The organism is Pseudomonas brenneri, from assembly GCF_007858285.1.
GTDB lineage: Bacteria > Pseudomonadota > Gammaproteobacteria > Pseudomonadales > Pseudomonadaceae > Aquipseudomonas > Aquipseudomonas brenneri.
Window position 1 is genome coordinate 473,175 of the sequence record NZ_VFIL01000001.1, and the last position, 26,713, is coordinate 499,887.

General features: G+C 59.7%; 18 protein-coding genes. 3 read left to right on the plus strand and 15 right to left on the minus strand.

The annotated features are described in order from the left end of the window. Window positions 1–33 precede the first annotated feature (33 nt). The 3 genes from FJD34_RS02065 to FJD34_RS02075 form a co-directional block, all read right to left on the minus strand. Window positions 34–1,434, minus strand: coding sequence for an aminotransferase-like domain-containing protein (locus FJD34_RS02065; protein WP_032860450.1), 1,401 nt, complete (start codon window positions 1,432–1,434; stop codon window positions 34–36). A 43-nt stretch (window positions 1,435–1,477) separates the two neighbouring features. Continuing rightward, complete coding sequence (locus tag FJD34_RS02070; protein WP_050593359.1) at window positions 1,478–2,887, minus strand: hypothetical protein; 1,410 nt, start codon at window positions 2,885–2,887, stop codon at window positions 1,478–1,480. 702 nt (window positions 2,888–3,589) lie between these two features. Then, window positions 3,590–4,612, minus strand: coding sequence for a zinc-dependent alcohol dehydrogenase family protein (locus tag FJD34_RS02075; RefSeq protein WP_032860451.1), 1,023 nt, complete (start codon window positions 4,610–4,612; stop codon window positions 3,590–3,592). Window positions 4,613–4,859: 247 nt separating this feature from the next. On the opposite strand from FJD34_RS02075, the gene FJD34_RS02080 reads away from it, so the two are divergent. After that, window positions 4,860–5,774 (plus strand): LysR family transcriptional regulator, encoded by a 915-nt coding sequence (locus FJD34_RS02080; RefSeq protein WP_065943183.1) that lies wholly within the window; start codon window positions 4,860–4,862, stop codon window positions 5,772–5,774. Window positions 5,775–5,916: 142 nt separating this feature from the next. On the opposite strand, the gene FJD34_RS02085 is transcribed toward FJD34_RS02080, so the two are convergent. The 11 genes from FJD34_RS02085 to FJD34_RS02135 form a co-directional block, all read right to left on the minus strand. After that, window positions 5,917–7,203 (minus strand): type II toxin-antitoxin system HipA family toxin, encoded by a 1,287-nt coding sequence (locus FJD34_RS02085; RefSeq protein WP_090291096.1) that lies wholly within the window; start codon window positions 7,201–7,203, stop codon window positions 5,917–5,919. Further along, entirely contained in the window at window positions 7,196–7,513 is a 318-nt protein-coding gene (locus FJD34_RS02090; protein WP_090291095.1) for a helix-turn-helix domain-containing protein, read from the minus strand. Before FJD34_RS02090 ends, FJD34_RS02085 begins: the two co-directional genes overlap by 8 nt. Window positions 7,514–7,858: 345 nt before the next feature. Next, complete coding sequence (locus FJD34_RS02095; protein WP_090291094.1) at window positions 7,859–9,277, minus strand: aldehyde dehydrogenase family protein; 1,419 nt, start codon at window positions 9,275–9,277, stop codon at window positions 7,859–7,861. 14 nt (window positions 9,278–9,291) lie between these two features. Then, window positions 9,292–10,617 (minus strand): omega-aminotransferase AptA, encoded by a 1,326-nt coding sequence (gene aptA / locus FJD34_RS02100; RefSeq protein ID WP_032860456.1) that lies wholly within the window; start codon window positions 10,615–10,617, stop codon window positions 9,292–9,294. Further along, window positions 10,614–12,131, minus strand: a complete 1,518-nt coding sequence (locus tag FJD34_RS02105) for a serine hydrolase domain-containing protein (protein ID WP_032860457.1) — start codon at window positions 12,129–12,131, stop codon at window positions 10,614–10,616. Before FJD34_RS02105 ends, aptA begins: the two co-directional genes overlap by 4 nt. Window positions 12,132–12,198: 67 nt before the next feature. Then, the gene (locus tag FJD34_RS02110) at window positions 12,199–13,479 is read right to left on the minus strand and encodes an OprD family porin (RefSeq protein WP_090291093.1); all 1,281 of its coding nucleotides are present in this window, start codon (window positions 13,477–13,479) and stop codon (window positions 12,199–12,201) included. A gap of 130 nt (window positions 13,480–13,609) precedes the next feature. After that, entirely contained in the window at window positions 13,610–15,241 is a 1,632-nt protein-coding gene (locus FJD34_RS02115) for an ABC transporter ATP-binding protein (protein ID WP_090291092.1), read from the minus strand. 2 nt (window positions 15,242–15,243) lie between these two features. Further along, a complete protein-coding gene (locus tag FJD34_RS02120; protein WP_032860460.1) occupies window positions 15,244–16,113 on the minus strand; it encodes an ABC transporter permease in 870 nt (289 codons plus the stop codon). Beyond that, on the minus strand, window positions 16,110–17,051 hold the full coding sequence (locus FJD34_RS02125) for an ABC transporter permease (protein WP_032860461.1): 942 nt from the start codon (window positions 17,049–17,051) through the stop codon (window positions 16,110–16,112). The genes FJD34_RS02120 and FJD34_RS02125 overlap by 4 nt, the downstream gene beginning before the upstream one ends. Before the next feature lie 10 nt (window positions 17,052–17,061). Continuing rightward, the gene (locus tag FJD34_RS02130; RefSeq protein WP_065943211.1) at window positions 17,062–18,630 is read right to left on the minus strand and encodes an ABC transporter substrate-binding protein; all 1,569 of its coding nucleotides are present in this window, start codon (window positions 18,628–18,630) and stop codon (window positions 17,062–17,064) included. Window positions 18,631–18,757: 127 nt separating this feature from the next. Further along, window positions 18,758–19,624 carry a hydrolase gene (locus tag FJD34_RS02135; protein WP_065943212.1) on the minus strand — a complete coding sequence of 289 codons (867 nt, stop codon included), beginning with the start codon at window positions 19,622–19,624 and terminating at the stop codon, window positions 18,758–18,760. Between the two features lie 132 nt (window positions 19,625–19,756). Here FJD34_RS02135 and FJD34_RS02140 point away from each other — a divergent pair, with 132 nt between their 5' ends. Further along, entirely contained in the window at window positions 19,757–20,635 is an 879-nt protein-coding gene (locus FJD34_RS02140) for a LysR family transcriptional regulator (protein WP_032860464.1), read from the plus strand. 14 nt (window positions 20,636–20,649) lie between these two features. On the opposite strand, the gene FJD34_RS02145 is transcribed toward FJD34_RS02140, so the two are convergent. After that, window positions 20,650–21,594, minus strand: coding sequence for a Dyp-type peroxidase (locus FJD34_RS02145; protein WP_032860465.1), 945 nt, complete (start codon window positions 21,592–21,594; stop codon window positions 20,650–20,652). Window positions 21,595–21,754: 160 nt separating this feature from the next. Here FJD34_RS02145 and FJD34_RS02150 point away from each other — a divergent pair, with 160 nt between their 5' ends. Further along, complete coding sequence (locus tag FJD34_RS02150) at window positions 21,755–26,638, plus strand: RHS repeat domain-containing protein (protein ID WP_162276347.1); 4,884 nt, start codon at window positions 21,755–21,757, stop codon at window positions 26,636–26,638. Window positions 26,639–26,713 lie beyond the last annotated feature (75 nt).

Genomic DNA, 26,713 nt, shown 5'->3' on the forward strand with positions numbered 1-26,713 from the left:
ACATCAACCCGCGATATTTCCCACGCGGCCTATTCATCCGTTCTGCCCTTGCTTGAGTGCCCGTGCCAACTCCTCCAGCACCAGGTCCAGGCTGTGATGACTGCTGACCACATGACTCAGGCGAAAGTGCTGCTGGTACAGGCCGCTTACGCTGAACAATTCGCCAGGGGCAATCACTACTTGGCGCGCCAGCATGGTCTGGAATACCCGGCGCATATCGACGGCCTCAGTCGAGCGCAACCAGTGGGTGGCGCCTGCCTGCGGCGCGCGGTATGTCACACGCTCGCCCAAATGCTCGACCAGACGCGCCTGCATCGCTGCCGTGTGCCCCTTGAGCAGGCTGCGCAAGGCCTGCAAATGCTGGTCAAGGCGGCCATTGTGGTACAGCCGGGCAATCGCCCGCTGGCGAATCGACGACAAACGAAACGCACGCAACAGGAATTGACGCTGCAGCTGCGTGCTCAGGTGCCGCGAGAGCAGATAACCGTAGGGCGCTTCCGGGCCCATAACTTTTTCGAAGGTGGAAAACACCATCAGTCGGTCAGGATTCACCCAATCGCGCAAGTAGCAGGAACGGGCCTCGAATTCCAACCCGCCCTGGATGTCATTCTCCAACAGCCAGCAGGCATGTTGCTCCAGCAACCCTGCCACCTGCACCTGATCCGCCAGGGACATGGCTTTGCCCGTGGGCAGACCCGGGGTCGAGGACAGCAATGCCAACTGCACGTTCTCGGCACGCAGTTGCTGTTCCAGATAGGCCAGGTCAAGCCCGTCCTGCTCGTTGCACGGCCACTCAATCACCCGCACTCCGGCGTCTTGCAGCAGGCGCAGGATCAACCAGTCACACGGCGACTCCACCAACACCGCCGCACCTTTGAGTGCCAGCACCTCGATCAGGATGGCCAGCACTCCCCGCAGATCAGCGCCGACATAGACATCATCCGCCTGCCAGCAACGTGTCGGCGATTGGGTATAACGTGCCGCCAGCGCCGCACGCAGCTCCCAGATACCACACGGCTGGGAATAGGGCTGCAACTGGCGCGGGTACTGGCGCACCAGTTCACGTTCCAATTGCAGCAAAGGGCCGTCCAGGGACAGCAGTTGTGCCGGTTCATCGGCGCTGAGTACTAACATCCCCGGCCTGCGCGCCCCGACATACAGGCGTTCGAGCAAATCCCCTGCGGTGCAGCACGGCGTATTGAGGGCAATGGGCAAGGCGTAATAGCCGGACTTGGCCACCGAATACACCCTGCCCTCCTTTTCCAGCAGCGAGTAGGCGTATTGAATGGTGGAAATCGATACATTCAAACGCTCTGCCAAGTGCCGCAAGGACGGTAGTTTGACCCTGGCCTCTGTGCCCACTTCGTTGATCAGATTGATCATGTAGCGATAGACAGCCTGATAGGCGAAGTCTGTCTGTTTATCCCTCCTCATGACGGTTTCTGCCCGATCCATGGCTGCCGTAGCGCAACCACCCTCAGTGCCCTGGCACGCCGTGCGGCCCCGTGGCCGGATCCTCGCTGTTGATACAAGCGGCATTGGCCGCGGCATTGGCGTGGTACAGGTGCTGCAAAAGCGTGAGGGGTAAACCACTGGCGTCAACAATCCAATGCTGAATCAACTCTGCCGACGGCTTGCCCTCCAGGGCTTTGTGCAGCTCGGGCAGCGCCACCAGCATGCCGGGATGACAGCGACGCAAGAAGGCTTCCAGGCGTTGCCCTTGCTGGATAAAGGGTGAAAACAACAGGCATACCAGCTGGCTTTCTTCCAGGCCAAAGAACTCGCGAGCGTAGGTCGCCGCCAGCACGCGTCCATCCCTGGTCCCGGCCTGGGCAATCAGCAATTCGGGGATTTTTTTACGACGCATAAAGCCGATGGCTTGTTCGATAAACCGCGTGACACCCTGTTGATAGTCAAGACCCTGTAGCACTTGTGCATGCAGGCCATGCAGGTGGGCCATCAGAAACGGGTTGGCGTAGGCCGGGGTGCTGAACTGAAAGGCAAACTCATCTTGCTTGTAACCCATGAAATCGTTGAGTAATGCCGTAGAGTCCTGCTCCCCACCGCGCAACAGGTCGGCCGCGCCGATGTAGGCCAGGTGTCGATGCACTTCCTTGGAGGAGGCATCCTGTGCCGCGTAATGTTCACCATAGACATCGCGATAATAGCCCGCGCTGCAATCATCCATGTGGGTGAACAGAGCGTTGAGCGCCAGTGGCCGTCCGAAGGGACCTTTCATGCCCGCAGCACGGGTGGTCCTGGCCAGCCATGCCAGGTATTGATTCTGCTTACGCGGCGAATCACTGCTGACCAGGGCATGCACCCCACCGTCCCATGCAGTGATGCGGCGATAAAAATCCCCCAGGGACAAGTAGCCGTCGTTGCACAAACTGGCGCGGATATCCCCCGAATTCATATGCCCGACCATCAACAGGTTACGGCGGCCAACATCCTGAGCCACCGTGGAAGACGGGCGTAAGTGGTTGAAGGGCATAACTTCCTGGTTTTCCACCATCAATAACTCGACCCTGGGGTCGTCATGGAAAAACAACGCGCTGTAGCCCCGATGAATGCTGTCCAGCGCCGCTTGCGTCATCCCTGTATGGCGCAGGGTAGCGACACGCAATTGAAAACTCCTCGGCGCACGCCCGGCGATGGTCAATTGGGCGGCACGCAGTAAAGCCAGTGCGTAACTGCTGCCTTTGCCGCCCCCATGGGCGACCAGTATTTTGTAGTCGCCGATTTGCTCGATGCCCCCAGCCGCCACAATCAACCGCTGAATCAATAACTGAAGTGCGGTGCGCTCCGCCCGTGAGAAGTGGCCCTGCAACCGTTGCAACACTTGCTGGTAAACATAGTTCATGGCTTGTTCGTGAATAGCGCTCATAGCTTTACTACCTGAGGTTAACTGTCAGTCCCGGGCAAGCAGTTAGGCGTGCCTGCACGAGCTGCTGTTTACTTAAAGTTGGCGCCTGTTGCGATTAAGGCTGATAGCTAAATGTTAGCACCACACAACAAAACGCCAGTTGGAACATCCCGACGAAGACGCCATCACCGGCTGAAGAAAGCCCTTACGCTGGCCTTCTGGCAGGCCTAGGATCCGTCTTACAACTTCCTACCAACCTTTAACTCAAACATTAAAGAAGGATCCGACATATATAGCGCGGGGAAGAGTCTGGATTTAGTTTGGGCGCACTTAAAGGCTCTCTCTACAGACCTATGTCCTTGGGTCGGCATACAAGACGACTTGTTAGTTACAGCGAGCCGATGTTTTGATTTGTTTTCTGCAATCATTGCTCAGTCCTTGAGATGAAAGTGACCGGGCAATTATCAGCGCTTGCTTGATGATTAGAAGATACAGACTCGGCGCAAAAACCAGTGCAGTTTGGTGAGCCGGCATGTACAGCAGTACCCATGTAAAACGCCGCTGCTCTGGGATTCAGGGCAGCGGCGGTATCAAAGGCAGGTTTTGCGGGGACAAAATCCCGGCAGAAGAATCAGCAAGGGACGTAGATCCTGTCCTTCTAAATGGCGTATTTGCCCCATGGCAAGCACAGCCGGAATGTCCGTTTACGAACATTCCCACAGATCAAACAGCTTCAACCTGCAAAGCCACCCGCTCGCGGCACGGGCATTCGTCCATGTAACGATGGGCATCGACAAACTCGCTGAACGGAAATACCCGGGTCTTGAGCGGTACCAGCACACCGTCTGCAGTCAGTTGGTTGATATCACGCAGGGCCCGTTGCAACGCTGCCTGATCCTGGATAATGCCCAGTTCCGGCTTGCCAGTGAAATTACCGATACAGTGCACAAAGAACTGAATGTTCTTCTGGAACGCGGCGCAGGCCGGGAAAGGTGTCTGGTTGCCGCCTTGCAGGCCATACAGCACCAGGCTGCCCCGTGGCGCGAGGACATCGCCCAACAGCGACATCTGCGGGCCGCCGAGGCCGTCGAACACCACATCCACACCGCGGTTATCGGTGAACTTGTTGATCTGCATCAGCAGGTCCTGCTCTTCGGTGACGATGACCTTTTCGGCACCCAGGGACAGCAGATATTCGCGTTCCTCCGGTGACTTGGTGGCAGCGATCACCCGCACCCCCAGGGCCTTGCCCAATTGCACAAACGAAGGCCCGGCACAATGGCTGGCATCCGTAACCAAGGCAAACTGCCCGGGCTTGACCCGCGCCAGGTCGATGTAGGCAAAGTAGGCAATCAACAGCGGCGTGTAATGCACGCTCGCGTCCACCGGGCTCAAGATATCCGGATAACGGGTCAGGGCCGAACGGGGCAGGACAATCAGCTCGCCATACACTGGGTAATCATTGGGGCTCTCGGCTGGGAAGCTGGCGACCTTGTCACCCACCGCCAGGTCATCGACACCCTCGCCCACCGCCACGACTACGCCAGCCATTTCATGGCCAAGGCCCGAAGGCAAGCGAGCATGGGAAGACGCCAGGTTCTGCCGCCAGAGAATGTCGTACCAGCTGATGCCAATCGCTTCGACACGCACCTGCACTTCGCCCGGTGCGGGCAACGTGGCTTCATGCTCTTCGCACTTGAGCACCTCGGCCGGACCAAACTTGTGAAAACGGATCGTGCGGGACATCGCAAACCTCGCCAAAGTAACCTCTAATGCCATGAACTTTATCTGGGCTTTCGGGGCAAGGCCACCGGTCGCCATTAATAGTCGTCATGTCTGTCATTGATTCCACCGCCTAGGAAAATATCCTAGGCGGCGTAGGAAAACTGAATTAGCCGGTGCAGAGTACCAGCCTTTCCCCGTAAGATTCATGCCGGCCATTGTTGTCATGTGGCCGCTCACGTCAAGTTTGCTGAATCTGCCAGGACACAAGATGAACCGTAACGACCTGCGTCGTGTCGACCTGAACCTGTTGATCGTGTTCGAAACCTTGATGCATGAGCGCAGTGTGACCCGTGCCGCCGAGAAGTTGTTCCTCGGCCAGCCGGCCATCAGCGCTGCCTTGTCACGCCTGCGCGGGCTGTTCGATGACCCGCTGTTCGTGCGTACCGGGCGCAGCATGGAGCCCTCGGCCCGGGCGGTGGAGATCTTCGCCCTGCTCTCGCCGGCCCTGGACTCGATTTCCACCGCCGTCAGCCGCGCCGCCGAATTCGATCCAGCCACCAGCACCGCCGTGTTTCGCATTGGCCTGTCGGACGATGTCGAGTTTGCCTTGCTGCCGCAACTGCTCAAACGCCTGCGCGCCGAAGCACCGGGTATCGTGCTGGTAATCCGTCGCGTCAATTACATCCTGATGCCGGGCCTGCTGGCCTCCGGGGAAATCTCCATCGGTGTCAGCTACACCACCGACCTGCCGGCCAACGCCAAGCGCAAGGTCCTGCGCCGCAGCCTGCCCAAACTGCTACGCGCCGACAGCGTGCCTGGCGCATTGAGCCTGGACGACTTCTGCGCCCGCCCCCACGCCCTGGTCTCCTTCGCCGGTGACCTGAGTGGGTTCATTGATGAAGAGTTGGAAAAGCTCGACCGCAAGCGCCATGTGGTCCTGGCGGTTCCGCAGTTCAACGGCCTGGGTACCTTGCTGGCCGGCACCGACATCCTGGCGACCGTGCCGGACTACACCGCCGAAGCCCTGACCGCTGCTGGCGGCTTGCGCGCCGAAGACCCGCCGTTGCCGGTACGCAGTTTTGAACTGCACATGGCGTGGCGCGGCTCCCAGGATAACGATCCGGGTGAGCGCTGGTTGCGGTCGCGGATTCAGATGTTTTTTGGGGACCCGGACAGTCTCTAGGTGTCGGCGGGCAGGCTGTTCAACTGATCATTTCTGCCTTTCCACAAACCATGGAGCTCCATTCACTTCCAGTGGATTGCTACATTGGGGGCATATCTGAGGGCATGCTTTGATAAGGAGAGTCGCCCGCTCCTCCCAATCTTCAACGGCGACCGCTGCCCGCATGACCGTGGTGTAACCGGGCTACGTTCTGATCGATGCGGTCTTGGATCGTTCGCAAGGTGTCTCGAGTAATAACCTGCGGGTATAGGTTCTCGGCGATGCTTGCAAATCGGCTCGCCACATCGCAAATGCCGTCAATCATTCTACCGGCAACGTCCGGGGGCACCTCGGCTTCCTCGGCAAGCCGAAGCATTTGCGTGCGGGAAATCGATAGGGCTTCTCCCATCACATCCATCTGGTGATATCCACCTGGCCCCTCGCAGAAGGTCACATCGTAAGCCGGGGACAGTTGCCACTGGCCGTCTTGCGACATGATGTAGGCAAAGTTTTTGGAGTGATCGTCTCGGTTGTTGAACGCAACATTGAAGACAGCACGTTCGAAGGCCACCGCCATCTCTCGCACGTCATTGGTGCACATCTGTGTTGCCCGCAAGAAGTTGACGTAATCCAACACCCCCGGAGACCGGTAATTCGCCCCCGTAAAGGCCGCGAGGCTTTGCATGGGTACGCGCATACCATCCCGACGGTCAAATCGCTTACTAGCAAACGCAGCCAACCCATTAGGCAGACTGAAGTACTGCGTGTCAGGGGTGTTGATGCCGCACATGCGCAGGCACTCGGCGTAGACCATTTCGATAGCGCACACTTCGGCATGCTCTTCTTTCGCCGGGAACTTGACCAACCAAGCTTCAAAGCCTGCCGTAACGGCAGTGGTAAAACGGCCAGTTTCGGGGTCGCGATAGACGAGGGCCTTAGGCCTTGCACCTTGAGGCGAGCCACCCACCAGCAGCAACGTCTGCAGGAACTCACCACCGTCTCCATGGAGCACTTCCTGCACTTGGGCAGCAAGCTGTTCCAGCGGGATGTGGACTTCAGACTCCTGACCTTCGGGCGCCACGGGCTCAAACGTCATGGCCCCCATTGCATTGCTACCGATGTAGGCCAGCCGTTCCAGTGAGCCGATGCGCGCCGTGGTGAGCCCGCGGCGCCTGAACATACGGTCCATCAGCAACATGCCCCACCCATCCGGCAACGCATCGTAAACAGGCCCTGGTAAGTACAGTTGGTGGTCTGGAAAATCTTGGCGCAACTGAGCTCCCTCCAACGCAAGCCTGTAGGAGGACAGTTCCAAGCCCCGTTGCCTGGCTTCATTGCTGTACTCGAACACAATCAGCGGGCGACCGGTAAGGGCCGTTGTGGAGACCAGCGTGCCCCATTGCCATCGTTCACCCCAGCCCTCGTAGAAGACGTTCACCTGCTCAAGCATTGCCGGACTTCCTCTTTGTACGGAGGCGATTGGCGCTGTTTTCGTAGCGTCGAATATCATCGATGCTGTCCAGCTTTGGCAGGAACAGGCCTTCAAGTTCCTTGATTCGACCAAGAGCAATCGCCACACGGACGACGTTCTCGAATCCGACATTGCGCCCTGCTTCAAGGTTGGACACTGTGTTTGTGCCGATGCCGGCACGTCCGGCCAAGTCGGCTTGCGTCATGTCCAGCGCCAAGCGCTCTGTACGCAGGCGATCGCAGAGGCGCTTGACGACCTCACTCGGCTTGCTGAAGCTTAAATCCAACATAGTGTGCACCAAACCAATTCCGTGCCAGTTAATCCACAAAATTATAGAATTAACGACCAACCCTATCAAGTAACTTAACTCACAGAACCTGGGGCTTATCGAATAATTTCCAGCTATAACCACAATATAATGGATTTACCTACCATAAAAGCCAAAAAAATGAGAACTATTGGCGCCGTTAAGAGCCGTATTCTGGGTTAAGGCTGACTTGCGCCCGAGCCCAGTTAGCGTTGGGTGGGAAAATGGGGCACGCTAGAAATTTCGAGACCTGAAATCGCCGTACTAGAGCCCACTCAAAATGTTCTTTGGGGATCCAGAGAGTCTCTGAAAAACCGGCTGAAACCGCTAATACCCAAACAGCGACTTGCTCTCCAGATACTCGTCAAACCCGTACTCGCCCCACTCACGACCGTTGCCCGACTGCTTGTAGCCGCCAAACGGCGCGGCCTGGTCGGCACGGGCACCATTGAGGTGGACCATGCCGGTACGCAGTTGACGGGCAACCTGGCGGCTGCGTTCAAGACTGGCCGAGGTGACGTAGCCAGACAGGCCATAGGGGCTGTCGTTGGCGATGGCTATCGCCTCGGTTTCGCTGTCATACGGGATGATCGCCAAGACCGGGCCGAAGATTTCTTCGCGCGCCACCAGCATGTCCGGTGTGACATCGGCAAATACAGTCGGTCGCACGTAGTAACCACGCTCAATACCTTCAGGACGCCCTGCTCCCCCAGCAGCCAACTGCGAACCTTCGGCGATGGCCTGGGCGATCAAGGCCTGGACCCGAGCGAACTGCATGCCGTTGGCGACAGGGCCGATAGCCATGAGCGGGTTGCTGTCGTCGTAACACACCTGCGCGAGCACTTGCCGGGCGATCTCGATCACCGCCGGTTGCTGTGCACGCGGCACCAACAGGCGTGTCGGCGCGTTGCATGACTGGCCACTGTTGCGCATGCAGCCCAGCACCCCATGACGCACCGCGCTGGGCAGGCAGGCATCGTCGAGCAGGATATTCGCGGATTTGCCGCCCAGTTCCTGGGACACACGCTTGACTGTCTCCGCCGCCGCCTTGGCCACCGCGACGCCCGCGCGGGTGGAACCAGTGAAAGACACCATGTCCACCTCGGCATGGCTTGCCAGCGCGGCGCCCACCCCGGGGCCGTCGCCGTTGACCAGGTTGAACACACCCTTGGGCACCCCGGCCTCATGCAGCACCTGGGCAATGATTCGGGCCGACAACGGCGCACGCTCACTGGGTTTGAGCACAACGGTGCAACCCACCGCCAGCGCTGGCGCGAGCTTGCAGGTGAGTTGGTTGAGCGGCCAGTTCCAGGGCGTGATCAGGGCGCACACGCCGATGGGCTCGCGCACCACCAGCGTATTACCCAGGCGTCGTTCGAAGCGGTACTCGCGTAGCACCTCCAACGCCTGTGTCAGGTGGCCCAGGCCTGCCGGCACATGGGCACTGCGGGCCAGGGACAGCGGTGCGCCCATCTCCAGGTGCACCGCTTCAATCAACGCCTCGCTGTGGTGTTTGTAGGCTTGGATAATGCGTTGCAGCAGTTCGATGCGTGCCTCCAGAGAACTCGCCGCGAACCCCGAAAACGCTTGCCTGGCCGCGCTGACCGCACGGTCCACGTCATGGCTATCGCCAAGGATAATGCGCCCGACAACCTGCTCGGTAGAGGGGTTTACCACGGTTTCGACGGTTGTACCGTGGGGCTGGACCCAGGCACCGTCAATATAGAACTCAAACAGGTCCGACATGCTTTGGACTCCCTTCAGGCCACGTGTTTCAGGGCGCTCGCCAGGGTGTCGAACACCTGGGCGATCTCCTGTGGGCTGATCACCAGCGGTGGCGATATCACGATGGTGTCGCCCGAGCCGCGCACCAGTACGCCGTTATCGAAGCACCACTGCGCAACTTCGCTACCCCGCGCACCTGGAGCGCCTGGACGCGGCTCAAGTTCAACGGCGCAGAGCAAACCGATAGCGCGTACGTCCAGCACCGGTCCGACGCCCTGCAACGCGAGTGCGGTCGACTGCCAGAGCCCGCTCACAGCGTTGACGTGTTGGTTGATGCCCAATTCACGATGCACCTCAAGGGTCGCCAACCCGGCCGCACACGCCAGCGGATGCGCCGAATAGGTGTAGCCGTGCATCAGTTCAATGACATTGGCCGGCCCGGCCATGAACGCTTCATATACCGCACCGCTGACCAGTACCCCACCCATGGGTACCGCGCCGTTGGTCAGGCCTTTGGCGGTGGTGATCAGGTCCGGGGTCACGCCGAAGGCTTGCGCGGCAAAGGCAGCACCGACACGACCAAAGCCGGTGATCACCTCGTCGAAAATCAGCAGCACGCCGTGCCGCGTGCAAATCTCACGCAGGCGCTGCAAATAGCCCTGGGGCGGTGGGTAAACGCCGCCTGAACCGGTCACTGGCTCGACAATCACGGCGGCCACGGTGCTGGGGTCCTGGATGTCCAGCAACTGTGTCAGCGCATCGGCGTAACTGGCGCCCTGCTGCGGCTGCCCGACGCTGAAACGCATCCCCGCGTCATACGGCAGCGGCAGGTGCGAGACCTCCCCCAGCAGCGGGCCAAAGTCACGCTTCTGACGGCCGATGCCGGAGACCGACAGCCCACCGAAGCCCATGCCATGATAGCCCTTGGCGCGCCCGATAAACTGGGTACGGCGGCAGTCGCCACGCGCCTGGTGATAAGCCCGCGCGATCTTCAGCGCGGTGTCCACCGCCTCAGAGCCCGAGTTGGTGAAGAACACTTGCTCCATGCCGGCGGGGCTGATTTCGATCAGGCGCTCGGCCATTTCCAAGGCCTGGGGGTGGCTCATCTTGAATGACGACACAAAGTCCAGGCGCCCCGCCGCTTCACGAATGGCTTCGACGATTTTCGGCTGGCCATGCCCAGCGTTGACGCACCACAGCCCCGCCATCGCGTCGAGTACGCGGCGTCCATCGGTGGTGGTGTAGTGCATGCCGTCGGCACTGGCGAACATCATCGGTTGTTGCTGGAACTGACGCATCGGGGTAAACGGTGCCCAGAACGCGCCGCTGGCGGAACCTGAAGGGTTGGAAAGATCGTTCATGGCGACTCCTGCAAAGCAATGGTTGGATGGCCGGTCAGCGTCGGGCGCTGCAACGGGCCTGCGTTAACGTTGACGCTGCGGTCCACAGACAAGATGCCGTGTTCGATGCGGCAAGTGACCTGGTCACAAAACGCGGTCTCGACAAACTGCCAGGTCATGCACAACACCCCGTCGTCGCTCCAGCGCGCCTGCGCGACCACCGGGGTGAGCTCCGGCTGATATTGGTGATGCAGATAGTGGCCGGTCATGCTGGTCTGGCTTTCGATGCCATCGGCCAGCCCGGCGCGAATACAGTGGGTGCCACGGGGGTCGGTGAGGTAGAAATCACAATGTTCACTGCCGAACTGCAGGCGTACCTCGTTGACCTGGTCTTCATTGGCCTCGATGACGAACGTGCCGCTGAACTCGGCCTGGCGCGGTGAGTGCGAAGCACCGGACATGACGGGCCGCTGCTGGTGCGCCAGCAACGCCGCCAGTTCGGCATCCACCGCGCCGTCGGTGGGCACGCCCAGCGCCGGCAACAGGTGTTCCCAGAGCAAGCTGTGCAAGCGCCGCTCGCCCAGTGGCAGCCCGGCGGTAAACGCAATCACCGCGTTATGGCGGGGCAACACGATGCACTGCTGGCCAAACACGCCTGAGGCGTAATAACCACCGTGCTGGGTCATCCACCACTGATAGCCGTAGCCTTCGCGGCGCGTGATCCCGGCGTCGCTCGACTCGTCGCGGCCCAGGTAGCGCTTGCCATCGAAGGCGCCCATCCACACATCATCGACCTGCCCACGGGTGGCTTCGGCCACCCATTCGCGGGACAGCAATTGCTGCCCCTCCCAGTTGCCTTGTTGCAGATGCAGCACGCCGAACTTGAGCAGGTCTTCGGTACGGCAACTGAGGCCATTGCCGCCGGTGTTGAAACCTCCTGGTGCAAGGTCCCACTCGATCGGGCCCATGCCCATGGGCTGGAAGATCCGCGCGTTGCACAGGTCGAACGCCGTCTGGCCGCTGACCACACTGACAATCGCCGAGAGCATGAAGCTCGATGCACTGCTGTAGATGAAGCGTTGCCCTGGCGGGTCTTCGACCGGCTCGCTGAGGAACAATTTGACCCAGCTGTCACTGCGCCCGCGCCAGGCCCCGCCGGAGATGCCCTGGCGATGTCCGGTGCGCATGGTCAGCAAATCCCGCACGGTCATGGCCGCCAGGTTGGCGCTGATGGATGACGGGCAATCTGCGGCAAAAAAATCCACCACCTTGGCGTCCAGCGACAGCACACCGTCATCCACTAACAGGCCGACGGCCATGGCGATCCAGCTTTTGGTCGCCGAGTGCTGAACATGCAGGCGTGCAGCGTGATAAGGCGCCCAAAATGCTTCGGCCACCACCGCACCGTCGCGGTAGAGCATGAAACTGTGCAATTGCAGGCCCGCAGCGTTCACCGCATCGATGAAATCACTTACGCCACGCGCCGATACGCGTTGTTGGCTGGGCCGTGCCCGGCGCAACGGCAAACTCGTCATCTGATCTATCCCCTTATTTCCACTGCCTGGGCATGCAACAGGCGGTGCCTGCTGCATGCCATTACCGCTACCAGAGCGCCACGGTGTAGCCCAGGATCACTCTGTTTTCGTTGGTATCACGGGCGAAGTTGCTGGTGGCACTGGCGTTCTGCCAGCGCAGCGACACGTCCTTGAACGTACCGTTCTGCACCACATAGCCGAGGCTCAGGTCCCTCTCCCACTCGCGCCCTTCGCCGTTGAAGCCGATGACCTTGGCGTTGTCGCCCTTGGCATAACGCGTCGAGAACAGCAGGCCCGGAATGCCCAGCGAGGCGAAGTCATAGTCGTAACGGGCATGCCACACGCGCTCTCCGGTCTGGGAGAAGTTGGCCAGTTGGTACTCGGTAAACAGGTAGGTGTTGGTACCGTCCACATACGTGAACGGCGTCGAACCGTATTGCGCCTGGTAACCGCCGCTGAGGTTGTGTCCGTAGAGGCCGTAGCCGATACGGGTACTCAACGCCCGGTTATCCACCTTGCCGGCCAGGGCTGCCGCGTCTTCACTGGCGTTGAAGTAGCGGATGTCCGTCTTGAACGTGCCCGGGCCCCACTTGAAGCTGTTTTTCAAACCCAGGTAATGCTGTTGGTACAGGCTTTCCAATTGCGCGAATTGGTAAGTCACGAAGGTCGTCGGCGTCAGTGCGTACTCACCGCCGGCATAGCGGAACTCATCGCTTTTGGCGCTGCTTTTATAGGCGCTATATTGGCTGGTGAGCCCCATGTCCTCATAGTGAGTCGAGTCGCGCTGCTTGACCTGGTCCAGTTGGCCCGCGGTCAGTGTCAGCTTGTCGATGTCCTTGGAGGTGAGTGCCGTGCCGCTGAAACTCTGCGGGAACAGGCGGCTCAGGTTCGGCTGCAAGGTCGGCAGGTCAGGCACCATATAGCCCACGCGCAGTTCGCTTTTGGCCAGGCGCGCCTTGCCGGTGATGCCGAGTTTGGAGTAGTTGTCGTGGGCGCGGCGGGCGTAGCTGGGGGAGCCTGGCTCAGCTGTGCTTGAGCGCGCCAGCAGCCCGGTGCCGGAGTTGTCCGGGCTCGAATCGAGCTTCACACCCAACATGCCGACCGCGTCCAGGCCAAAGCCCACCGTACCGTCGGTAAAGCCCGATTCGACCTTGAGGATAAACCCCTGTGCCCATTCGGCGCGCTTGTTCTGCCCGCTGGATTCGCGGTAGTCGCGGTTGAAGTAGTAGTTCTTCAACTCAAGCACGGCTTTGCTGTCGGCGACAAAGTCGGCCTGGGCAAACAAGGGCATGAAACCGGCGCCCATGACGCTGGCACGGGTGACAACTTTGTTGATGCGGTTCTTCATGTGTAGGTTCCTGGCAGACAGGTTGAGTGGGGTTGTTTTTGTTTTCTTCGGCCATGGCTTCGCCTGCTTCACACATCGTCGATGTGCGAAGGGTTGGGTTTGCATGCCAAGGCCTGGGGTGCAGCGGTACCTAAATCACACTGGCGCGGAGGCGGTAACTACCGTCCGCACGTTTTTCCAAGGGGCTGGCCGCCGCGAGTAGCCGGCGGGTATAAGGGTGTTGCGGGGTATCGAAAATCGTGTCACGCGGGCCGATTTCGACCACTTCGCCCTGGTTCATCACCGCCACGCGATGGGCGATGCGCTCCACCGCCGAGAGGTCGTGGGAAATGAACAGGCAGGCAAAGCCATATTGGCGTTGCAGACGCTCGAACAATTCGAGGATTTGCTTCTGGATGGTCATGTCCAGTGCCGAAATCGGCTCATCGGCAATCACCAGTTTGGGCCGTCGTACCAGCGCCCGGCCAATCGCCACCCGCTGGCGCTGGCCGCCGGACAGTTGATGGGCAAAGCGCTCGCGAAATTGCTCGGGCAAGCCCACGTCCGCCAGGGTCTCGGTGACTCGCTGGCGCTTTTGCGCAGGCGTCAGGGCTGGCTCGTGGCGCAGCGGCTCGGCGATGATCTGGCCGACCGTCATGCGTGGGTCGAGGGATGAATACGGATCCTGGAAAATCATCTGGCATTGCAGGCGATGCGCCCGATTGGCGGCCTTCAGGATGTCCACGCCCTGGAACAGGATCGCCCCGGCACACGGGTTGACCAAGCCGACGACCGCACGCCCGAGGGTGGTCTTGCCCGAGCCGCTGCCGCCGACCAGGGCCAGGGTCTCGCCCGCAGCGATGCTCAGGTTTACCGAGTGCACCACGCGCTTGGGCTCGCTGCGCCCCCAGAAACTGCGAGGCCCCGGGTGTTCGATACACACCTCCCGGACCTGCAACAACGCGCTGTCGGCCGTTGGCAAGGGTACGAGTTCGCCGCGCCGAGGCAGGGCTTCGAGCAACTGCCGGGTGTATTCGGCCTTGGGGGCGAAGAGGATATCTTCGATGCGCCCCTGCTCCACCGCTTTGCCCGAGCGCATCACCACCACTTTGTGGGCATAACGCGCCACCAGGGACAGGTCGTGACTGATAAACAGAATCGCGGTGCCCTGCTCGCGGGTCAGTTCCAGCATCAACTCGATCACGTCCAGTTGTGCCAGGCAGTCCAGGGCCGTGGTGGGTTCGTCAGCGATCAACAGCGCCGGGCGCAGCAACATCACCGAGGCCAGCATGATGCGCTGGCGCATGCCGCCGGAGAATTGGTGCGGGTAGGATGCCAGGCACTTTTGCGCGTCCTTGATGCCGATGCGTTGCAGCATGGCGATACAACGCTCGCGGATCGTTGCCGCATCCAGTGCGGTATGCAGCTTGAGCGCCTCGCTCATCTGCCGGCCAATGGTCAGCGCAGGGTTGAGCGAGACCATCGGCTCCTGGAACACCATGCCGATCCGCGCGCCACGCAGCTCACGCATGGCCTTGGCATTGCGGCTGTCCAACGCTTGGCCCTGGAAGGTGATGCGCCCGCCGCAGACCTGCATCGGTGCCGGCAGCAGGCCAATGGCAGCGCGTGCGGCCATGGTCTTGCCGCTGCCGGACTCACCCACCAGTGCGACGATTTCGCCCGGGGCCAGGGTGAAGCTGAAGTCATCGACGGCCAGCGGACCGTCCACGCCGACACGAATCTGTAGACTTTCAACGGCCAGTAAAGGCACTGGAGCACTCATGCTCATTTCCTCATGCGCGGGTCGAGACGATCACGCAAGGCATCGCCGAACAGATTGATAGCCAGCAACGTCAGGCTGATAAAGATGCCTGGGAAGATCCCCAGCCACGGCGCCGTCGAGATATAGGTGCGGCTCGCCGAGAGCATGCTGCCCCAGGTCGCGGCCGGTGGTGGAACCCCAAGGCCGAGGAAGCTCAGCGCACTCTCCGAGAGCAACGCCCAGCCAAACATGCTGGTGGCCAGCACACACAAAGGCGCCAGGCAGTTGGGCGTGATGTGGCGGAACATGGTGTACAGCTCGGAGTTGCCGATAACCCGCGACGCCTCGATGAATTCCAGTTCACGCAACGACAGCACGCTGCCGCGCACCACCCGCACCACCGACGGGGTGTAGGCAATGCCCAGGGCAAGCACGATGCCGTACTGGCTGGCACCGACAATCGCCATGATGCCCAGGGCCATGAGAATGCCGGGAAACGCCAGCAACGCATCGTTGAGCATCATCAACACACGGTCGGTCCAACCGCGCAGGTAGCCGGCGAGCATGCCGATCAGCGTGCCGCAGATGACCGCCACGCTGACCGAAAGCAGGCTGATCCACAGGCTGGTACGCGCGCCAATGATCAGGCGGCTGAACACGTCGCGGCCAAACTCGTCGGTGCCCAGCCAATGCATGGCGCTCGGCGCATGCAGGCGCGAGAGCAGGTCCAGCTTGAGCGGGTCGTAAGGTGTCCACACCACGCCGAGCAATGCCAGTAACACCAGGGCCGCGAGCAAGCTGCCGCCGATCAGGGCGTTCAGCGGTGGGTAACGCCGGCGCCGCCGAGGCTGGGTCGCCGCCACGGTGGGCAAGGCAGGAGTCTTGAGGTTCATAGCTTCACCCTTGGATCGAACAGCGGATACAGCAGATCCACCAACAGGTTGACCAACACATAGATGCAGGTGACCAGCAGCAGGCAACCCTGCAGCACCGGGTAGTCGCGGGAGAAGATCGCATCGACCATCAAGCGGCCGATACCTGGCAGGGTGAACACGGTTTCCAATACCGCAATGCCGCCGAGCAAGTTACCGAGGATCAGGCCAATCAAGGTCCAGGTCGGCGCAAACGCGTTGCGCAAGGCGTGTTTGCACAACACCGCGCCTTCTGACAAGCCCTTGGCCCGTGCATGGGCGATGTATTCCAGGCGCAGTACCTCAATGGTGCTGGCCCGCGCCATCCGGGCAATGGCACCGAACTCCACCAGGGTCAAAGTGATGATCGGCAGTACCACATAGGTCAGCGCTTTCATCGGGTCGCTGGCAAAGCCGACGTAACCGATCACCGGCAGCCAACCCAGTTGAATGCCGAACACATACAGCAGCAGCAAGCCCAACCAGAAGCTCGGCACCGACAGCAACAAAGTCGCCGTCGCCACCAGGCCCAGGTCCATCGCGCTGTTTTGCTTCCAGGCAGCGAGCAAACCCACCGGCACCGCGAGCAGGGTCGCCAGCAATACCGCCACCAGCACCACGGTCGCACTGACGCTGAAGCGCTCGACCAGCAATTGCAGCACCGGCTGGCGGCTGCTGATGGACACACCAAGGTCGCCGCTGAGTACCGACTTGATCCAGATCAGGTACTGGGTCACCACCGAGTGGTCCAGCCCCAGACTGCTACGCATGTCGGCCAGGCTTTGCGGGTCGGCCATGTCGCCCAGCATCAGCAACGCCGGGTCGCCGGGGATCAGGCGGATCAAGGCAAAGACAATCACCGAGATCAGCAACAGGGTCGGCACCGCCATGCCGAGCCTGTGCAATATGAATCGAAACATAGCGCTCGCCTTACTTGGAAGTGTCGGCCAGCTTCACGCCCCACAGGCGCGGCTTGGCAACGGGCCAGGAACGATAACCCTCGACGCGCTTACCCATGGCGCCGATGGCCGTGCCGTTGTAGATGACCACCATGGGCACATCCTCAAGCATCAGCGTATGCAACTTGTCGAACAGTGGCTGGCGCTTGGCGGGGTCAATTTCACGCTGGGCCTCACGCAATATCGCCAAGGCCTGGGGGTTGTCCCAGACTTTGCGCGGCTCCTTGTTCTTGTCGCCGATCACTGATTCGTAGCTTTGCGCCGCATCGAATCGCCCTGAATAGGAGAACGACATCATCTGGTAGCTGCCGGTCTGGTAGCGCTCCAGTTGCGTGCCCCACTCCAGGGTCTCCATCTCGATATTGATCCCTGCCGCCTGGGTCATGGCCTGGCTGAGCAGGCCCATGTCGAACATCTGCGGGTAGCGTTTATTGACCAGCATGCGGATTTTTTCACCGCTGTAGCCGGCCTCTTTCAACAGGCGCCGGGCCTCGTCGAGGTTGTAGGTATAACCCTGGTGCGCGGTGCCGTCGTAGTACGGGCTCGCGGTGGGGATGACCGAGTTGTTGACCACCGACAAGCCATCGGACAACGCCGCCACCATCTGCGAATAATCCAGGGACAACGCCACCGCACGACGGATGCGCACGTCCTTGAGCAAGGGGTCGCGAGTCTGGAATAACAGGCCGCTGATGGTCATGATCGGGCTGACCTGGATCTGCAGGTTCTTCACCTGCTTGAGTTGTGCCGCGTCCATCGCGGTCACGTCCGGCAGCAGGTCCACACCACCCGACAGCAGCGCGGCCTTGGCCGAGGCCGAGTCGGGGATTACCTCGAAACGCACCGTGTCGACAAACGCCTGCTTATTGCCGGTGTAACCATCCGCCTCGGTTTCGGCCCGTGGGGTGTATTGTTTGAAGCGATCCAGCTCGACGTACTGGCCCTTCTGCCATTTGCCCAGGGTGAACGGCCCGGTGCCAATCGGGGCGCGCCAACTGCCATCGGCGGCCAGGGAGTCCGGGTGCAGGATGCCGCTGCCGGCGCAATCGGGACGGGCCATCGCGGCCAGGAACAAGCCGTTGGCCTGGTCCAGCGTGAACACCACGGTTTTCGGATCGGGCGTGGCCACATCGACGATCTTGGCTGCGCCGCGCCCATCGAACTCCGCCAGGCAACGCCACTGGGTCTTGGGATCCAGGTAGCGCTGCCAGGTCCATTGCACATCCTTGGCGCTCAGCAGTTGACCATTTTGAAAGTGCACGCCGTCACGCAGAGTGAAGGTATAGCGCAGGCCGTCCGGCGAGACGGCAACCGCGCTGGCGAGCATTGGCGCGATGCTGGTGTCTTCACGGTACGCCACCAGCCCTTCGACGATATGCATCATCACCGCGTCGGTATTGTCGTCGCGGTTGACGCCTGGGTCGGTGCTGCGGATATCACCGTTGAGGCCCACGCTGATGACCTGGTCTTGCGCAACCGCCATGGACAAGGTGCACGCCGACATCGCGACGGCCAGTGCCGTCTTTACGTAATTATTCACGGGAGAAAGACTCCTTGAAGGAATTTTCCGGTCAGTGGCCGAAGGCCAAGGCAGGACCGGCATCAGAATGAGTGAATCCTTGGTTATTGTTATACGGTCTGTTCTGAGTGCATCTACCTGCGGTGTATCAGCCCAGGCTGCGCTTGTGGCGCAACACCTTGGCGAAAAAATCCTGGGCAGCCGGCATGGCCTTGATGCCCTGGTGCGCGACGTTGGGCAGCAGATCGAAGTGCACCTGCACGCCGGCGGCTTCGAAACTGGCCTTCAAGCTGGCCAGGCGCTCCGGGCGCGTGCGGCCAGCAGCGTTGGCACCGGGCATGAAGTGTTTGCCGCCTTCGCGGTGGGTGATTTCCCAGGTTTCGAGGTCCGAATCCCCCACCACCATATGCACCGGCAACTGCTGCAAGGCTGGCAGGTTCAGCGGTTTGCCAAAGCGCGTCGCGAAGTCTCGCACGCCCACCCACCAGTCCTGGTCGGCATCCAGCAAGGTCACCGAACCCGGCGCACCGATGGACGCTGCCCAGAGTTTCTCCGGGTGCAGGTAGCAAAAACGATGGGTGAATTGCCCGCCGCCGGAATAGCCGAACAGCGCGAAGGTATCGAAGCGGCGACCGTAGCGCTTGCCAACACTGGCGATCATGTCGAGCAATACCTGGTCGTAGCGGATATCGCCTTCGACCATCTGTTTGTATCCATCACCGTTGCCGTCCCCCAGCACGCCGACCGGGAACAGCGGCGACAGGATCACACAATCGTTCCAGCGGCCAAACTCTGCGAAGCCATTGCGGTAAATCTCCATCGCACGGGTCGAGCCGTGCAGCGACACCACCAGATCTACTGGCCGGTTGCTGTCCTCGATGGCTTCAGGCACGTAGAGGGTGTAAGCAAAACGACTGTCCTCATGATGCGAATACACGGTGGTCGCGCCAAGGTGGTACACGTTCTTTGCAGCACGCAAGGCTGCATCTTCAGGGCTGATATCTGGATTGCTCATGGGGGAAAGTTCGCCGAGTCAGTTCGGACTGGAGTATTGGTCGCCCGCTATAAAAAGAAAAACTAATTTAACTTTAGCAAGAGTAAACAAAACCTTTACTATTGATCCGCACCCATGACTACGGGCCTCCCTATGAGCAACATCCGTTTCTTCAAGACGTTCATCGCCGTCGCTGAGTACGGCAGTTTCGCCGCCGCCGCCGACCGGGTGGCGCTCACCAACGCCGCCGTCGGCCTGCAAATGCGCGCCCTCGAAGAAGAGATGCGCCGGCCGCTGTTCGACCGCAGCCAGCGGCAGATCAAGCTGAGTCGCGATGGCGTGTTGTTGCTGCCCAAGGCCAAGCGCCTGCTGGCGGACTACGAGCAAATGATCGCCGAGGCACCCGATGACATGGCCATGGAGGGCGAAGTGTCCATCGGCGGTATTACCTCGGGCATGGGCCTGCTCGCCAATTGCCTGGTGCAACTGAAAAAACTGCACCCGCGCATATCGGTCAACCTGATGACCGCGCGCTCCGATGAAGTGGTCAACCTGGTGCACGCCGCCAAGCTCGATGCGGCCCTGCTGATCGAGACGGCGCGGCAAAACTTCGACGGCTTGAGCTGGACCCTGCTCTACAACGAGCCCATCGTCATGCTCGCCAATACCACACAGACCGCCGGTATCAACGATGCCGTGGAATTGCTCAGGACTCAGCCGTTCATCCGTTATGACAGGTCCACCGCCGTGGGCCGCAAGGTGCAGTCGATCATCAAGAGTGAATCGGTCGAACCGTTGGAAATCCTCGAACTGAACTCGATCATCGGCATCGCCGACCTGGTCCGCCAGCAAGTCGGGGTGGCGATCGTGCCGCTGTTGAAGAACTTTGACTGGGACAAAGACCCCAGCCTGCGCGTCCTGCCGCTGCCCGGCGACTTGGCAGTACGCCGGGTGGGGATCTTGGAGCAAGGCACCAAAAGTGCGATTACCGGGGAGATTCGCAAGTTGCTGATGTCGGCCGTGGCGAAGTGAGCCTTACCTGACGCTTATGGCTCACGCTCAGCCAACTCTTCCAGCAAGTCAGCGGACGGCACGAAAAACAAGCTGCCAGTAACCGCCGTACTGAAGTCCAGCAACCGGTCATAGTTGCCGGCAGGCAGGCCGACAAACATGTTCGCAAGCATCCGTTCCAAGGGCTGCGGCGAACGCGCATAGCCGATGAAGTAGGTACCGAACTCCCCCGCTCCCGGCCGGCCGAACGGCATGTTGTCGCGCAGGATTTTCACTTCCTCGCCATCCTCGGTGAGGGTGGTCAAGGCACTGTGTGAGTTGCTCGGCTTGACCTCATCTGCCAGCTCGATATCCGACAGTTTGGTGCGCCCGATCACCCGTTCCTGGGCCTCGGTGGACAAGGCGTTCCAAGCCGTCATGTTGTGCAGGTACTTCTGCACCAGCACATAGCTGCCACCACTGAATGCCGGATCTTCGTCACCGACGATGGTGAAACCGACGGCCTTGCGCCCGGTTGGGTTCTCGGTGCCGTCGACAAACCCAATGATGCTGCGCATATCGAAATTGCGGAAACCCTGGACCTCATCGACCACGGTCACCGCATCGCCCAGGGCCACCATGATTTGCGCGGCCAGTTCAAAGCACAGGTCCATGCGATCGGCGCGAATGTGCAGCAACACATCCCCAGGCGTGGCAACCGCCATGCGCCCTGCTACACCAACTGCCTGAAACGGATGCAGGGCGGCCGGGCGTGGATTGCCGAACAATCCATCCCAGGCCGTCGAGCCAAAGCCGCACACACAGGTCAAGTTGCCGTCGGGCACGCGCTTGCCGACCGAGCGCGTGAGGGCTGCGATATCGCCGCACCATTTCCGTACCGTCCTGGCCGCATCGTTGCCAGGGGCAAGTGTGGCGACCATGAAAATGGCGCTGCTGGTGATCGGGCTACATACGGGTTGAGGGTCAATATTCGGGTTCATCGTGATGGGTTCCACACGCAGCTCCACGGTTAAAGGAGGGAGTAAAAAATCCTACACCCATTACTAAACGATATAAACGACTGTGAGAGTTGACAGTTACATCTCCAGCGACGGGCACGTAGCGTTTGAACGAGGAACATAAAAAACCCAGGAGAGGATGATGGCGCATAACCCCATGGGCACCGACCCAACCGACGACGAAAACGACCCGATCTTTAATGCCACCACGCAAAAACGCAATGTGGTGGACCCACGTACCGGTCTGTTTGAAGTCTATGTGCCATTGCCTTCGGTAACAGGCAACGCCGGCAACGGGCCGGTGATCGAAATGAGCCTGCACAACACTCCGGTGGTCAATAACGAAGCGGCGCTGGGGGATGGTTGGTTCTATGCCATGACCACCTACAGTGAAAGGCACAAGAAGCTCACGTTGCATTCCGGTGAAGTGCTGACGGTGGAAAAAGATACAGACCTAACGCAATCAGCCGTTATTGCCAAATGGAGCGCGGGCAAGCTGACCGTACACCGCAAAGGTGGCCGCAAGGAAGTGCTGGTCCTGCTGGAAAATACCGGCATTTACGTCCCCGAGTCCCTGACCACCGATGGTTATAACAGCGTAACCCTGAGCTGGATGACGACCGCCCATGTCATCGATACCAAAACCTACTACCAGATCCAGTTGAGCGAAATCCGCGACACCACTCGCAGCCTGCTCAAGGTGCAATACACCCCAGGGGATCCGAATGCCACACCGGTTGTCAGTTCGGCCACGCTGACGTTCTGGCCCGACGATGCTGTTGAAACCTTGAGCTACAACCTGGCCATCGAGGATTACGCACTCAAATCCGTCAGCCTTGGGGCAGATATCAATAGCCGTTTCGAGTACCTGGATCACCCGACCTGCGGCTGGCTATTGACTAAAATCACCAGCTTCGATGGGCTCCAGGAGCAGGTGGAGTATCTGGACAATGGGCTGACGTTTCCGGATAACCCCAAGCTGTCGGCACTGCCCTGTGTCAGCACCCATACGTTGACTCCGAATGGCGGTGGGACTCCGGTGATGACTGGCTATGTGTACCAGCGTCAGGATCCTGATCATTACCGCACGATCATGAGTGAGGGGGTGCCGGCCGTTCGTACGACTACTTATAATTACAATGAGAAGCACAACGTTACGTCCGAAGTGCTGGTGCAGGGCACTGCAACGACCAAAACAGAATATGCGCTCGTCGAAGTGGAAGAACTGGACGAGTTTGGAGGCGTGGGAAAATTGCTCAGCCGAACCACCGCCACAACTTACACCAAGGCGGGCAAGAGTCGTAAAGAGACCATCGAAAATCGTTTCGACCCTGTACTTATCAGAAATCGACAGGAAGAAATAACCACTGCACTGGACTACATCCCTTTTTCAATCAATAAAATGAAGTCTCCAGCCACAGGCAGCGAAAGATTATTGAATCGCTTGCTGGACGACATCGGGGCGCGCTCTCAGCAACAAACCAGTAATCCGCCCAACCGTGATTGGAGCCCGAGACAGAACATCCCTATAGAGACAGAGCCATTCATTTCAACTTATCTTGACACCGAGATAGTCGGCGACCCCAGCCTGTTGGCAATAATTCCGGAGTTGCTACCAGAAGTACTACCCATACTGCTTAATATAATTACTTTCAAATATCATACTTACCGTAAAGTTCCAGGCCTGAGCGAGTATAAACTTCAGAGTACCCTGCAAGGCAGTCTCGCCAACGAGTCCCTTGCCGATGCGGCCTTGACCGGTCAGGTCAACGTGTACTTCGAAGACAACGACTTTCGCAAAGGGCGCTTGGCGTGGCAGCGCAAGAGCACCTTAGGAACCCGCGACCGACATGCGATTGCTGTCGATCCGCTTCGTACCTTCGACTACGCACTCGGAGGGACTGAAAATACAGAACTGACTACCATAACCACTGACACAGATGAAACTGGCAACACCCGCACCTCATCGCAAACCCTGAGCATTCTCAGCGGCCGTCTCATCCGCCAGGTCGACGCCGATGGCAACCGTACCGAGTTTGCCTATAACCAATACGGGCAGCTAGCCACCCTGACCATCTGTGCACAAAGCACGACCTATCGCCAGGTCACCACCTACGCCTACCCCGCCCCCGCGCAGGTGAAGATCACCGAGCCCAACGGGCAAACGCGCTTGAGCCAATACGACGGCCAGGACCAGTTGGTGAGCGAGTACTTGATCGAAGGCAGCCAGAACAAACAAACCAAGGCTGTCACCTACGACCGCATTGGCCGTGAACTGCGTAAATCGAGTTTTGATTACGACCGAAACGGGGTTCAGTTGACCCAATGGCAGGAAGCGCAATACGACGATTGGAATAAAGCCAGCAGCCTGCGCTACAGCGATGGCCGTGAAGCATTCAATCACTATGACCCCATCGCCTTGACCCGCAGCCAATGGACCGGCAAAGCCACCGACAAGCACGCCACCAACCCGGACGAGACCATCAAGAAGATCGAATGGAAAGGCCAGGACGGCAATGTCTATCAAACCCAGACAGCCAGCTACAGCAGGGCCAAGCAAGTAAAACAGTTGTCCACCGACAGTGAGCTGGGCTTTATCACCATTGACTACACCTACGATGGCAGTGGCCGCCTGATCAAGGAACGGCACAGCGAAAAAGGCAGGGGTTTGCTCGACCTTCCCTTCGTGTACACCTATCACTACACCTACCCGGTGCATTGGCTCATGCAGGACGCCACGCAAATCGAGATCGAGGTTGGCGCAAACCGGCAAATACTGGGCAAACGCAGCTTCGACAGTTGGGGCCGAGTCACCTCGCTCACACGTGGCTCTTGCACCGAAACCTACACCTACAGCGGTAGCAGCCCGGTACCCACCACCACTGTGACTGCCGACGGCCGCGTGCTCAAGCATGACTACATCAAGGAGTTGGGCAACCGCCTGGCCAAGACAAGCAAGCCGGATGCCAGCGCGCAGAAGACGTTCACCTACGCCTATGGCGCACAAGGGATTGCCACCGCAACCGAGGGGGAGCACTTTCTACAGTTCAACCATGACCTGCAGAAGCTAGTCACTCAACAGCTGGTGCAAACCGAACCTGGTGAAAGCAAAGAGGTGCTGTCTACTCACTCGCTAGATGCCCATCTGCTCGACAGTACAGACGTGGTGGCTAACCAGACGCTGTTTAACTACAGCGTCAATGGGCAGCGCTCCACGACCAACAACGCTCATTTCGCCAGCAGTCACTTTTACGATGACCAGGGGCGGCTTCGTGAAGAAATCATTAAAGGCCCCTATGAGCTTGCTCCTATGTTGCCGGTGACTTTCGCTGTGAAGTACACCCACGACTCGCAGCAACGTGAAACCAGCCGCCAATTCACCCTCGCCGGTAGCGTTGACCTCACGCTGGAGAACGCTTACTACGCGGACGGCAAGCTCAAGTCGGCTCAGTTGAAGCAAGGCGCGAGTGTTCTGGGGGCGCGCAGCCTGACCTATACCCCCGGAGGCCGGCTCAAGGCCTGTACCACCACCGGTGTCTGGCGGCCAATGACACCCACCCACAAAAACGTCGACAAGCAAGAGTTCACCTACGATGCCCTGGGTAATGTGCTTACCTGCATCACCACCTTCGGCACCGCGAAAAACACCGCCACCTATACCTACGACGCCCTCAATGGCTACCGCTTGGCAAAAGTTGTGAACAGCCATGGGGACTACACCGCTTCTGCCACGTTGAGTTATGACACTGCCGGGCGGGTAACCCAGGATCAAACGGGCAAAACCTATCGTTATGACTGGCTGGGACGGCTGATCCAGGCTGGCAGTACACACTATCGCTACGACCCCTCCGACCGTCTGATGACCCGTGATGGTAGCCAGGTTATCTACGACGAACTCAAGGTGTGTGGCGATTACGCCCTCGGCAGTAACGACACCCACCGCACCCTGAACCCCGGCAGTGCCGCCTGCACCGCCCAGCAGATCAAGCGTTCAGGGGTCCAGCGGACGTTGTTTGAACTGCGGGATATCAACGGCAGCGTAGTGGTCAGTTACGATGCCCAGGCGCAAACCCTCAAGCATCACGCCTATACCGCCTTTGGCGAGCACTTTTCGGACGAACCCGACTCCGTGCTGGGTTTCAACGGCGAATACCGCGATATCTCTACCGGCCAGTACCCGCTGGGCATGGGCGGTCGCTGGTATGACGCCGCCAGCCTGCAGTTTCATACCCCGGATGCACTCAGCCCGTTCGGCAAAGGCGGGCCCAACCTCTATGCCTACTGTGCCGAAGGGGATCCGGTCAATTATCAGGACCCCACCGGACACTTTTCCGTGTCGCAGCGTTTACGGGAGATCTGGGGGGATAACCTGCCTGGCCCAGTAGGCTTCGGGTCAGAGGGGGGAGGATTGATTCATACGATAATTTGGGGAGGAATTGGCGTATTGACTGCTGTGATGACCGGAGGAACTTCGCTGTTACTGACTGCTGCTATTGTAGGGCTTGCCACTGCCTCGCTCGCCGCCGGCATTGCCTCGGTAATTATCAAAGACTCGGACCCCACTGCATCTGGCATCCTCGCCTGGATCTCCCTGGGCACCGGGGCAGCAGGCGGGCTGGGCACCCTGGCGGCCAAAGTGGTGAAGTTGACCGCGTATCTGGGACAGTCTCTGCCAGCGGTTGCCAGAAACCTCATCGGCAAGGCAACAACTGCGGTAGCCGGCACCCTCAGGCAGTCGCGCGTGGTCCGGGGAATTGAGCGCATCTGGGCAACGGTGTCCCCTCGCACAAGCGTGAGCTCACTGGTTCCCTACAACGAGCAGTCGCTGCTAATTCCCCGGGGCTATTCAAGCCTGTTCGACGGAGGGGATGTGAATACGCTTTCGTTCGTGACCTCAGGGGTCCTGGGCAATCTGGAGGTCCCACAGTCTGAAGCCACGCAACTTGCCAATACGTTCGTCGGTGATATTACCTGGTTGCCCTTTGGCAGCTTTAGCGGGTTATGGCTGAACGTCAGGTTCCGCTGATCTGGGTCCAGCCAAGCGAGCTGGGCCTGATGCCCTGCCCGCTTATCGGTGGCTGCAATCAATTGCCCGGACAGT

Bases quoted from the DNA above. Each gene is read 5' to 3' on its own strand.
- FJD34_RS02065 (WP_032860450.1), bottom strand. From the start codon at position 1,434: ATGAGGAGGGATAAACAGACAGACTTCGCCTATCAGGCTGTCTATCGC.
- FJD34_RS02070 (WP_050593359.1), bottom strand. From the start codon at position 2,887: ATGAGCGCTATTCACGAACAAGCCATGAACTATGTTTACCAGCAAGTG.
- FJD34_RS02075 (WP_032860451.1), bottom strand. From the start codon at position 4,612: ATGTCCCGCACGATCCGTTTTCACAAGTTTGGTCCGGCCGAGGTGCTC.
- FJD34_RS02080 (WP_065943183.1), top strand. From the start codon at position 4,860: ATGAACCGTAACGACCTGCGTCGTGTCGACCTGAACCTGTTGATCGTG.
- FJD34_RS02085 (WP_090291096.1), bottom strand. From the start codon at position 7,203: ATGCTTGAGCAGGTGAACGTCTTCTACGAGGGCTGGGGTGAACGATGG.
- FJD34_RS02090 (WP_090291095.1), bottom strand. From the start codon at position 7,513: ATGTTGGATTTAAGCTTCAGCAAGCCGAGTGAGGTCGTCAAGCGCCTC.
- FJD34_RS02095 (WP_090291094.1), bottom strand. From the start codon at position 9,277: ATGTCGGACCTGTTTGAGTTCTATATTGACGGTGCCTGGGTCCAGCCC.
- aptA (WP_032860456.1), bottom strand. From the start codon at position 10,617: ATGAACGATCTTTCCAACCCTTCAGGTTCCGCCAGCGGCGCGTTCTGG.
- FJD34_RS02105 (WP_032860457.1), bottom strand. From the start codon at position 12,131: ATGACGAGTTTGCCGTTGCGCCGGGCACGGCCCAGCCAACAACGCGTA.
- FJD34_RS02110 (WP_090291093.1), bottom strand. From the start codon at position 13,479: ATGAAGAACCGCATCAACAAAGTTGTCACCCGTGCCAGCGTCATGGGC.
- FJD34_RS02115 (WP_090291092.1), bottom strand. From the start codon at position 15,241: ATGAGTGCTCCAGTGCCTTTACTGGCCGTTGAAAGTCTACAGATTCGT.
- FJD34_RS02120 (WP_032860460.1), bottom strand. From the start codon at position 16,113: ATGAACCTCAAGACTCCTGCCTTGCCCACCGTGGCGGCGACCCAGCCT.
- FJD34_RS02125 (WP_032860461.1), bottom strand. From the start codon at position 17,051: ATGTTTCGATTCATATTGCACAGGCTCGGCATGGCGGTGCCGACCCTG.
- FJD34_RS02135 (WP_065943212.1), bottom strand. From the start codon at position 19,624: ATGAGCAATCCAGATATCAGCCCTGAAGATGCAGCCTTGCGTGCTGCA.
- FJD34_RS02140 (WP_032860464.1), top strand. From the start codon at position 19,757: ATGAGCAACATCCGTTTCTTCAAGACGTTCATCGCCGTCGCTGAGTAC.
- FJD34_RS02145 (WP_032860465.1), bottom strand. From the start codon at position 21,594: ATGAACCCGAATATTGACCCTCAACCCGTATGTAGCCCGATCACCAGC.
- FJD34_RS02150 (WP_162276347.1), top strand. From the start codon at position 21,755: ATGGCGCATAACCCCATGGGCACCGACCCAACCGACGACGAAAACGAC.